This window comes from Alistipes sp. AM16-43 (assembly GCF_003435745.1).
Taxonomy (GTDB): Bacteria; Bacteroidota; Bacteroidia; order Bacteroidales; family Rikenellaceae; genus Alistipes; species Alistipes onderdonkii.
This window is the reverse complement of sequence record NZ_QTUQ01000003.1, coordinates 127,747-139,976: the sequence shown is the minus strand read 5'-3', so window position 1 is coordinate 139,976 and position 12,230 is coordinate 127,747. Positions and strand designations below refer to the sequence as shown.

The window sequence follows — 12,230 nt, the reverse complement described above, 5'->3', positions numbered from 1 at the left end:
ACGCTATACCGAGAGAGAAACTTGATTTTTCAACTTCCTAAAACGGTGTTGTTCAAACATTTCTACTTATTTGTACTTGCCAGTTGAACCTACGCTTCCCTAATAAAATGTCTATGGTAAAAAGTTAAAAAATCCTCCCACTTTTGTTAGATATATTTTTTTGTGTAATTTTGTAATCGTTATGCGGCAGTAATAATATACATATTAATACGAGTTAGTAATCCTGTAGTTCTCATATGCTACGAGGAGGTATTAAAAGGTGCGTTTCGACAATGCATCTACTGTAGTATATTATTGCTTAATCCAAATGAATATTATAAATTTAGGAATTCTTGCTCACATTGATGCAGGAAAAACTTCCGTAACCGAGAATCTGCTGTTTGCCAGTGGAGCAACGGAAAAGTGCGGCCGTGTGGATAATGGTGACACCATAACGGACTCTATGGATATAGAGAAACGTAGAGGAATTACTGTCCGGGCTTCTACGACATCTATTATCTGGAATGGAGTGAAATGCAATATCATTGACACTCCGGGACACATGGATTTTATTGCGGAAGTGGAGCGGACATTCAAAATGCTTGATGGAGCAGTCCTCATCTTATCCGCAAAGGAAGGCATACAAGCGCAGACAAAGTTGCTGTTCAGTACTTTACAAAAGCTGCAAATCCCGACAATTATATTTATCAATAAGATTGACCGTGCCGGTGTGAATTTGGAGCGTTTGTATATGGATATAAAAACAAATCTGTCGCAAGATGTCCTGTTTATGCAAACTGTTGTCGATGGATCGGTTTATCCGGTTTGCTCCCAAACATATATAAAGGAAGAATACAAAGAATTTGTATGCAACCATGACGACGATATATTAGAACGATATTTGGCGGATAGCGAAATTTCACCGGCTGATTATTGGAATACGATAATCGCTCTTGTGGCAAAAGCCAAAGTCTATCCGGTGCTACATGGATCAGCAATGTTCAATATCGGTATCAATGAGTTGTTGGACGCCATTTCTTCTTTTATACTTCCTCCGGCATCAGTCTCAAACAGACTTTCAGCTTATCTCTATAAGATAGAGCATGACCCCAAAGGGCATAAAAGAAGTTTTCTTAAAATAATTGACGGAAGTCTGAGACTTCGAGACGTTGTAAGAATCAACGATTCGGAAAAATTCATCAAGATTAAAAATCTAAAGACTATTTATCAGGGCAGAGAGATAAATGTTGATGAAGTGGGTGCCAATGATATCGCGATTGTAGAAGATATAGAAGATTTTCGAATCGGAGATTATTTAGGTGCTAAACCTTGTTTGATTCAAGGATTATCTCATCAGCATCCCGCTCTCAAATCCTCCGTCCGGCCAAATAAGCCCGAAGAGAGAAGCAAGGTGATATCCGCTCTGAATACATTGTGGATTGAAGACCCGTCTTTGTCCTTTTCCATAAACTCATATAGTGATGAATTGGAAATCTCGTTATATGGTTTGACCCAAAAGGAAATCATACAGACATTGCTGGAAGAACGATTTTCCGTAAAGGTCCATTTTGATGAGATCAAGACTATCTACAAAGAACGACCTATAAAAAAGGTCAATAAGATTATTCAGATCGAAGTACCACCCAACCCTTACTGGGCCACAATAGGGCTGACTCTTGAACCCTTACCGTTAGGGGCAGGGTTGCAAATCGAAAGTGACATCTCCTATGGTTATCTGAACCATTCTTTTCAAAATGCCGTTTTTGAAGGGATTCGTATGTCTTGCCAATCTGGTTTACATGGATGGGAAGTGACAGATCTGAAAGTAACTTTTACTCAAGCCGAGTATTATAGCCCGGTAAGTACACCTGCTGATTTCAGACAGCTGACCCCTTATGTCTTCAGGCTGGCTTTGCAACAGTCAGGTGTGGACATTCTCGAACCGATGCTCTGTTTTGAGTTGCAGATACCCCAAGTAGCGAGTTCCAAAGCTATTACAGATTTGCAAAAACTGATGTCTGAGATTGAAGACATCAGTTGTAATAATGAGTGGTGTCATATTAAAGGGAAAGTTCCATTAAATACAAGTAAAGACTATGCCTCAGAAGTAAGTTCGTACACTAAGGGCTTAGGCATTTTTATGGTTAAGCCATGTGGGTATCAAATAACAAAAGACGGTTATTCTGATAATATCCGCATGAACGAAAAAGATAAACTTTTATTCATGTTCCAAAAATCAATGTCATTAAAATAATGGAGCGGTCAGGAAATTTCTATAAGGCAATACGGTTGGGATATATACTTATCTCCATTCTTATCGGATGTATGGCATATAATAGCCTCTATGAATGGCAGGAGATAGAAGCATTAGAACTTGGCAATAAAAAAATAGACGAGCTCCGAAAAGAAATAAACAATATCAATATTCAAATGATAAAATTTTCTCTATTGGGTGAAACAATACTGGAATGGAACGATAAAGATATCGAGCATTACCATGCACGGCGTATGGCAATGGACAGTATGCTCTGCCGTTTCAAGGCCACCTATCCAGCAGAGCGCATCGATAGTGTGCGCAGTCTTTTAGAGGATAAGGAACGACAGATGTTCCAGATAGTCCGGTTAATGGATGAACAACAATCTATTAACAAGAAGATAGCCAATCAAATTCCGGTTATTGTACAGAAAAGTGTGCAGGAACAGTCCAAAAAGCCAAAACGAAAAGGTTTCTTAGGCATATTCGGCAAAAAAAAGGAAGTAACTCCAGCAGTATCAACCACTATCCTTCATTCGGTCAATAGAAACGTAATCAGCGAACAGAAAGTGCAGGATCGCCAATTGTCGGAACAAGCCGACAGCCTTGCAGCTCGTAATGCAGAACTTAACAGACAACTGCAAGAATTGATTTGCCAAATAGAAGAAAAGGTACAAACCGAACTGCAAAGCCGGGAAAACGAAATAGTTGCCATGCGTGAAAAGTCATTTATGCAAGTAGGCGGTTTAATGGGATTCGTTCTTCTATTGTTGTTAATTTCCTACATCATCATACATCGTGATGCAAAAAGCATTAAACAATACAAGCACAAGACAACTGATTTGATAAGGCAACTGGAACAATCCGTACAACGGAACGAGGCACTGATAACGTCAAGGAAGAAGGCGGTACATACTATCACCCATGAACTGCGCACACCGCTGACAGCAATAACAGGCTATGCCGGACTGATACGGAAAGAACAGTGTGAGGATAAGTCCGGGCAGTATATCCAAAACATACTGCAATCCTCCGACCGTATGCGGGATATGCTTAACACTTTGCTTGACTTCTTCCGCCTGGACAACGGCAAGGAACAGCCCCGTCTGTCACCCTGCCGGATTTCAGCAATCACGCACACACTTGAAACGGAGTTCATGCCTGTTGCCGTGAACAAAGGGCTGTCCTTGTCCGTGAAGACTGGACACGATGCCATTGTATTGACCGACAAAGAGCGAATAATACAAATCGGGAATAACCTGCTGTCAAACGCTGTCAAGTTCACAGAAGAAGGCGGTGTTTCTTTGATTACTGAATATGATAATGGAGTTCTGACACTGGTCGTTGAAGATACAGGTACAGGCATGACAGAAGAGGAACAGAAACAAGCGTTCGGTGCGTTTGAACGTCTATCAAATGCCGCCGCAAAGGAGGGTTTCGGGCTTGGGCTTGCCATAATGCGTAATATTGTGTCGATGCTTGGCGGAACAATCCGTTTAGACAGCAAGAAAGGGAAAGGCAGTCGTTTCACAGTTGAAATTTCTATGCAGGAAGCTGAAGAACAGCTTGGATATACAAGCAATACACCTGTTTATCATAACAATAAATTCCATGATGTTGTCGCCATTGACAATGATGAGGTATTACTTCTGATGCTGAAAGAGATGTATTCCCAAGAAGGAATACACTGCGACACTTGCACCGATGCTGCGGCACTGATGGAAATGATACGCCAGAAAGAATACAGCCTGTTGCTGACAGACTTGAATATGCCCGATATAAACGGTTTCGAATTGCTGGAACTGTTGCGTTCGTCCAACGTGGGCAATTCACCAACAATCCCGGTGGTTGTGGCAACCGCTTCGGGCAGTTGTAACAAAGGGGAACTATTGGCAAAAGGCTTTGCCGGATGCCTGTTCAAACCGTTCTCCATATCGGAACTGATGGAGGTTTCCGACAGGTGTGCCATAAAAGCGACACCGGACGGGAAACCGGACTTTTCCGCCTTATTGTCCTATGGCAATGAAGCCGTCATGCTGGAAAAGTTGATAACTGAAACAGAAAAGGAAATGCAGGCGGTACGGGATGCAGCAAAAGAAAAAGACCTGCAAAAGCTGGATTCCCTGATCCACCACCTGCGCAGTTCGTGGGAGGTGCTCCGTGCCGACCAACCGCTGAATGTACTTTACGGATTGCTTCGTGGCGATGCTCTCCCGGATGGTGAAGCGTTAAGCCATGCCGTGACTGCCGTGCTGGATAAGGGAGTGGAAATAATACGGTTGGCAGAAGAGGAAAGGAGAAAATACGAAGATGAATAAGACAAAAATAATTGTGGTGGAAGACAACATCGTGTATTGCGAATATGTCTGCAATATGCTGTCACGGGAGGGCTACCGCAATATGAAGGCTTACCACCTCTCAACCGCGAAGAAACATCTGCAACAGGCAACAGATAATGATATCGTGGTTGCCGACCTGCGTCTGCCTGACGGCAGTGGCATAGACCTTTTGTGCTGGATGCGAAAGGAGGGAAAGATGCAGCCCTTCATCATTATGACCGACTACGCCGAAGTTAATACCGCCGTGGAAAGCATGAAACTCGGCTCGATAGACTATATTCCCAAACAGCTTGTGGAGGATAAACTTGTCCCCCTGATCCGTTCCATACTGAAAGAACGTCAGGCAGGACAACGCCGTATGCCTATATTCGCCCGTGAAGGTTCCGCCTTTCAGAAAATCATGCACCGCATAAGGCTGGTAGCCGCCACCGATATGAGCGTGATGATATTTGGTGAGAACGGCACGGGCAAGGAGCATATTGCCCACCTGTTGCATGACAAGAGCAAACGTGCAGGCAAGCCATTTGTGGCGGTGGACTGCGGTTCACTCTCCAAAGAGCTTGCACCGTCGGCTTTCTTCGGACACGTCAAAGGTGCATTTACAGGTGCGGACAATGCCAAGAAAGGATATTTCCATGAGGCGGAAGGCGGCACGTTGTTTCTGGACGAGGTAGGAAACCTCGCGTTGGAAACCCAACAGATGTTGCTCCGTGCCATACAGGAGAGGCGGTATCGCCCGGTCGGAGACAAGGCAGACCGGAATTTCAATGTCCGCATCATCGCTGCTACCAATGAAGATTTGGAGGTATCGGTGAATGAAAAGCGTTTTCGGCAGGATCTTCTGTACCGCCTGCACGACTTCGGGATAACCGTTCCTCCGTTGCGTGACTGTCAAGAAGACATTATGCCGCTGGCAGAGTTCTTCCGTGATATGGCAAACAGAGAGCTGGAGTGTAGCGTGAGCGGGTTCAGTTCCGAAGCACGTAAAGCGTTGCTGACACACGCATGGCCGGGCAACGTGCGGGAACTTCGGCAGAAAGTTATGGGTGCTGTATTGCAGGCGCAGGAAGGTGTTGTCATGAAAGAGCATCTGGAACTTGCCGTGACGAAACCGACCTCTACTGTCAGCTTCGCCTTGCGCAATGACGCGGAGGATAAGGAGCGGATATTGCGTGCGTTGAAACAGGCAAACGGCAACCGGAGTGTCGCCGCAGAACTGCTCGGCATAGGCAGGACAACACTATACAGCAAACTTGAAGAGTATGGACTTAAATATAAATTCAAGCAATCATAGCCCGTAATTCACTGAATTTGGCTATCTTTGCATAACATTTGAGAAAAACGGCGATTGGCAGGAGCTTTTCGCCGCCAACATATAGGATAAGACCGCAAGGCGTTTCAAGCGAAAATCTGGTAAATTGGAACTACGGAGACGATTGCGTGATGCTTATGCTATGCTTACGCATAGCGTGCATTCACGTACTCTCCGTAAAGGCTTTACCAGAGCCATCGCTTGAAGGTAGTGTGAATTGCACGCTACTTTTTTACCCTTGCCTAACGAAAGGAAACGATTATGGGTAAAGTTCAGATTCTCGCCGTACTGACGATGGACGGATGTCTTTCTTCAGAGTTATATGATAAAGCACATCAGGATTTGTGCCTTGACCGTTGCGGTCTTGATGAAATCAGGAAGAAAGCCTTTTACCGTGTGACACCGGACTATTCCATTTCAATGCTGCACGAATGGAGAAAAGACTGCACAAACATCCGTTACCTCGCGGAAGCCACACCGGACACGGCAGACTATATAAACGGACTGCTGCGGATGCACGCTGTGGATGAAATCATACTATACACCGTTCCTTTCATATCCGGAAGCGGACGACATTTTTTTAAGTCGGCTCTGCCAGAGCAACACTGGACGCTTTCCTCTTTGAAAAGCTATCCCAACGGTGTATGTCGCATTATCTATATCCTTGATAAAAAAGCAAGATAGCCAAAATGTGCGGCAAGCATACATTTCTATTTTCAGGAATAGAATAAATGTTCCGATTACAAACAATTTAAGTCGGAGATAATTTGTCCTTGTGAAAAAATACTGAATTTTATACCTCTGAAATCCAGCACTTTGTAAAATTGAGTGTTGGATTTTTTATTTTCTGCCGCGTTTTTTGCCAATTATATTCATGTGCGCACGCAGAAAACAAAGTGTAATTTTCAAAATTGACAGAACCATGAATTATTTCTTGCTGGCGGAAACCGACTTTTTCCGCCTGATAAACGAAGCCGGCGACTGCAATATGGAAACGGCATACACGGCTTTCGCCACCCAAGTGATCGAACTGTGCAACGGCGGCATGGACATGAACCTTACCGTCATCGCGCTTGCCTACATCGAAATCGAGTTGCAGCACCATCCCGTACGTAATCTGTCAGAAGAAAAAAAGAGAGATTGCCGCCTACGTCAGCAAGGCTCTGTCTTTCGTAAGAAAGATGCAGAAATTCCTTGCCACGCCCCAAGTGCCACCACTAATATCCGCCAACAACGCAACAGAAACCACCGCCAGCCTTCTTCAATGGACGGGCAATGCCATCGACCTCGTGGAACTTATCTACGGCATAGACGTGATGGGCTGCATCAACAACGGCAATATGCCGCTCAAACAGCTCGCCCCACTTCTCTATAAGATATTCGGGGTTGATTCTAAAGACTGCTACCGCTTCTACACTGATATCAAACGCCGGAAGAACGAAAGCCGCACCTATTTCATTGACAGGATGCAGGAAAAACTGAACGAGAGAATGTTGCGTGATGAGGAGTTGGAGCGGATGAGAAAATAAAAAAATATCCATTACATATGAGAAGACAGGAATACTCGTATCCTGTCTTTTTATTTTCATTTAATTATATATTAATTAGCACAATATATGTGAGTTTTTCATTCCTATAAGGACAAATTTCAGAAACGTATGTCTGGTAAATTATTGAGTCATCATAGTATGAACATATATCATTACTAAAAACAATGAAACAACTTCCATAAGATTGTGGTTGTAAAAATCGCCATTTAATAGCCCGTTTTTTTTGTAAAATTCGCCAATTAAAAAAATATGATTATCTTTGCATTATATTTTATAAGGTATGGAAACAGTAAATAGAATACTTCAAGAGAAGATTACAGCACGAATCGCGCCCAATAAAGCAGTACTGATTTTTGGTGCTCGCCGTGTTGGTAAAACGGTAATGATGCGTAAAATTGTGGACAACTATTCAGGTAGGACGATGATGCTCAACGGCGAAGACTACGACACATTAGCACTATTGGAGAATCGCTCAATAGCCAATTATCGGCATTTATTGGATGGTATTGATTTGCTGGCTATTGATGAGGCACAGAACATACCACAAATCGGTAGTATTCTGAAGTTGATAGTTGATGAAATACCGGGAATAAGTGTCTTGGCAAGTGGTTCTTCGTCATTCGATTTGCTGAATAAGACTGGTGAACCGTTGGTCGGCCGCAGTACGCAATTTCTCCTTACACCATTCTCGCAACGGGAAATCGCACAGACGGAAACGGCACTTGAAACCCGCCAGAACCTCGAAGCGCGCTTGATTTACGGTTCCTATCCCGAAGTAGTAATGATGGAGAACTATGAACGTAAAACAGACTACCTACGTGATATTGTCGGTGCATACCTGCTTAAAGATATCTTAGCAATTGACGGCTTAAAAAATTCGAGCAAGATGCGCGATCTACTGCGATTGATAGCTTTTCAGTTGGGCAGCGAAGTTTCTTACGAAGAGTTAGGTAAACAACTCGGCATGAGCAAGACGACCGTTGAAAAATACCTCGACCTATTGGAAAAGGTCTTCGTTATCTATCGTCTGGGGGCTTATTCGCGTAACCTACGCAAGGAGGTTACAAAAGCTGGCAAGTGGTACTTCTACGACAACGGCATTCGCAATGCCATTATCGGGGCTTTCTCACCGCTGGCCATTCGGCAGGATGTCGGTGCGCTGTGGGAGAACTACATCATCGGAGAGCGGCGCAAAGCGAACTTCAATGAGGGACTGCACAGGGAGTTCTATTTCTGGCGCACCTACGACAAACAGGAAATCGACCTGATTGAGGAGAGTGCCGACAGTCTTACCGCCTTGGAGTTCAAGTGGGGAAATAAAATGCCGGCCGCACCGAAAGCCTTCCAAGAAGCCTATCCCTATGCCGAGTTTCATGTGGTAAATCGGGAGAATTATTTGGAGTTCGTATAATCAATAAATTACGTATATGGAAACAAAACTACAATCCAAACAGCAATATCCGCGGTTTATCCAAAATAAACCGTGTGGTATTGACAAATTCGATGGAGGTTCGCAAGAAAGGTTGGCAAAAACTATTGCTCGCCATTTTTGTCAGAATGATTCATTGGATGAGGAATGTACTTTACCTCGAATTATCGGCATCGAAGGTATTTGGGGATCTGGAAAATCCAACGTGGTTAAAATGTTGGAACGTGAATTATCAGACGACTATTACTTTTTTGAGTATGACGCATGGGGACATCAAGAGGACTTGCAACGCCGCTCTATATTGGAATTGCTTACAAGCAAACTTATTGATGATGGTATCCTATCTGGAAATGCAACAATAAAAGTCAAAGGTGGAGGTACGAAAACCGTATCATGGTCTGAAAAGCTGAAATATTTATTAGCCCGTAAAACGGAGACCGTAACCGAAAAATATCCCCTTATCAGTAATGGTATGGTTGCGGCATTTTTGGTTGCAGTTTTAACTCCGATATTTACATTTATTGCGTATGCAGTAAAACCTACACCCACAACATGGTGGTTTTCTTTATTGTCTATTATCATAGCTGCACTGCCAGTTCTTATTGCATTGTGCGTTTGGAAATGGGCATATAGCAAAGATCATAAATATGGATGGAGTTATATGTTAGCTATTTATCAAGATAAAGTCGAAAAGGACGTTTGCTATGAGACTTTGAGCGAAGACGAACCAACGGTTTACGAGTTCAAAACATGGATGCAAGACATTTCTGATTTTATCAAGGAAAAAGGACAACGTAAATTAGTCCTTGTTTTTGACAACATGGATCGTCTCCCCGCTGAAAAAGTAAAAGAATTATGGTCTTCTATCCATACGTTCTTCGCCGATAGCGGTTTTGAAAATGTTTGGGCTGTTATTCCTTTCGATGAAACACATTTAGCTTGTGCATTCGGAGATGAGACCGACGAACAAACGAAACAACTGACCAAGTATTTTATCAATAAAACTTTCCCTATTGTTTATCGTGTTGCTCCTCCTGTTATTACCGACTATCGAAGTATATTCAACAAACTGTTTGTTGAAGCATTTGGAGAAACAGAAAATGAAGCGAAAGAAACTATAAATCGGATATTCAGATTGGTAAATCCTAATGCCAATGTTAGGGAAATTATATCATATATCAATGAGATGGTCGCTCTTAAACAAGAGTGGTGTAACGAAATTTTGATGATAAACATAGCATTGTTCTGTTTGAAGAAGACGGATATTCTGGCAAATCCAGTAGAACAAATATTGTCCGGCGACTATCTGAATGGCATTCAAACAATAATTAACAATGATCTGCAAACACAACGCGAAATTGCAGCTTTGGTATATGGTGTCGATGTTGAAGATGCTCGACAAATTCCATTGAAAAAATATATTGAAGGCTGCATCAACGGAGAAGAAGACCACGACATAAATCAATATGCAGAGACTAATAAACAATTTGACACTGTATTAGAAGAAGTTATACAATGTATGGACAATGCGCTTATCGATAAGATTATACATTGTTTGCATAAATTAACTCGAAAGAGCGATGTTATTCTGCGTGTATGGCAAAGAATAGCACAATTGAAATTAAAAGAATCCATAGAGAAGCAGGTGTTCCCTGTCGAATACCAAGAACTGCTGTTGCATTTAGACACGGAAAGCCAAAACCATGTGATTGCTCAATTATATAAGAAGATAGTTCGGTTCAATGACTTCAATGGCGGCGACTATTTCAAAACGTTAGATGCAATAGACAGGTTTATTGCGCAAAATAAGTTGGCGTGCGATTTTACGTCATTGATTGAAGCAAAAACAGTCAAGCCAAATACATTTATCGATTATATTCAAGCTGCAAATGCAACAGATGCTGCCTATCGGGATAACGCGACAACTAAAGCATATAAATATTATCAAGTAGCAACAAATTCGGAGGCGCTCGATAATTATTTGGCAAACTTACTACCCGATAATTTCGACCATGCAGATATTGTAAAAACGTTAAAAGATAATTCTACCTATACGTTTCCAACGCTTTTGCAAGCGATCACGAATTGCATTGATGAACAGAATGTAAATAAAGATAATATAGGGGCTATATTTACAACCTATCGTTTATTGGCATCTGACGAAGAAAGACCTTTACCTGTAACGTTAGATTCAACCTACATAAATCAGTTGCATTCTGAATTAGAAACTGATGGCCGAAACATTAAAGAGTCTGGATATTACGATTTAGTCGCCATGCAATTGGCACATGGTCATTCCGTTTCCTTAATAGAGGGTGGAGATATAAAATATGTTGCAGAACTCATGGACTATTATGTGGATCATGGAGACTTATTAGTAAATAGTGTGGGATGGAATATACCGCTATTAAATGAAACACTACAATACATGGTAAATCATAAACTTGGCTATAAATTATTGCTCTCAGACATATTGCCCCAATTTGAAGATATTAAGAACAGAATAGGTGTAACGGATGAGGTATTTATCGAGCATTTAGCAGAGTGGAATACCGATTTGGATAAGTATATCACTAAGAACAATATTAAAGATGTAATTCCTGACGCATCTTTTTACGATTTGACCACTAAAATAAGCAATGTCCTGACCGATCATATCAATAAAATAGCGTTCGAAGCGTTGTCTGAAATAAGTGTTGATACATTATACGCCCAAAGAACAGCACATACATCATATTATTGGTTTGTCGCAATAAAACATTTACTGGCTAAAATCAAATCCTTGCCAGATAACTTGACTGAATTTGGCAAAAAGATTCTGATGGATATTGCTTCTGGAACTCAAAGTTTGAATCCTTTCCCTAATTGTTTCAAGAATATAGTTGAAAGATTGGATAAACGAAAAATTAAATCGACAGTTACCGATATAAGAAATGATTTCTGCATCGGTAAAAAGACTATCAATGCAATAAAGTTTCAATTTTTCGAAACATGGCTTAGATCGCATGGTAATTTGAAAAGTCAAGCTGGAGACGTTATTGATAAAATAGTGAAACCTGTAATTTCCGATGGGGCATGCCGTTCATTGATTCTGCAAAACAAAGATTTTTATATGGATTTAATAAATACAGCAGGGGATGATGCTTATGAATTGAAAAAGAGTCTCCGAAACCTCATACAAAAAGATTCAGATCCGCAATTGGTTAAATTTGTCAATTCGATAGATTCAGTACCTGAGGTTGAAACCGCGTAAGTATTTGTCTAACAAGTCCGAATTTTACGATTTTACCCGTCAGAACTGAAGTGCCCCCCAAAAAAATTGTATCCAACTTTTGGGGGTCACTTCAAACTTCGATAGGGATAATTT

General features: G+C 41.8%; 6 protein-coding genes and 1 pseudogene. All 7 read left to right on the top strand.

Annotation, left to right across the window (positions count from 1 at the left end; all coding sequences use genetic code 11):
• The first annotated feature begins 307 nt into the window (after positions 1-307).
• Positions 308-2,233: a tetracycline resistance ribosomal protection protein Tet(Q) gene (gene tet(Q), locus DW189_RS06655; RefSeq protein ID WP_004291466.1), complete on the top strand. Its 1,926-nt coding sequence runs from the start codon at positions 308-310 to the stop codon at positions 2,231-2,233.
• Complete coding sequence (locus DW189_RS06650) at positions 2,233-4,551, top strand: ATP-binding protein (RefSeq protein ID WP_004291467.1); 2,319 nt, start codon at positions 2,233-2,235, stop codon at positions 4,549-4,551. Before tet(Q) ends, DW189_RS06650 begins: the two co-directional genes overlap by 1 nt.
• Entirely contained in the window at positions 4,544-5,866 is a 1,323-nt protein-coding gene (locus DW189_RS06645) for a sigma-54-dependent transcriptional regulator (RefSeq protein WP_004291471.1), read from the top strand. The genes DW189_RS06650 and DW189_RS06645 overlap by 8 nt, the downstream gene beginning before the upstream one ends.
• 279 nt (positions 5,867-6,145) lie before the next feature.
• On the top strand, positions 6,146-6,568 hold the full coding sequence (locus DW189_RS06640) for a dihydrofolate reductase family protein (protein ID WP_004291474.1): 423 nt from the start codon (positions 6,146-6,148) through the stop codon (positions 6,566-6,568).
• 238 nt (positions 6,569-6,806) lie between these two features.
• Positions 6,807-7,413, top strand: a pseudogene (locus tag DW189_RS06635) (RteC domain-containing protein).
• 301 nt (positions 7,414-7,714) lie between these two features.
• Complete coding sequence (locus DW189_RS06630; RefSeq protein WP_004291480.1) at positions 7,715-8,845, top strand: ATP-binding protein; 1,131 nt, start codon at positions 7,715-7,717, stop codon at positions 8,843-8,845.
• A gap of 16 nt (positions 8,846-8,861) precedes the next feature.
• Complete coding sequence (locus tag DW189_RS06625) at positions 8,862-12,116, top strand: P-loop NTPase fold protein (protein WP_004291481.1); 3,255 nt, start codon at positions 8,862-8,864, stop codon at positions 12,114-12,116.
• Positions 12,117-12,230: the final 114 nt, after the last annotated feature.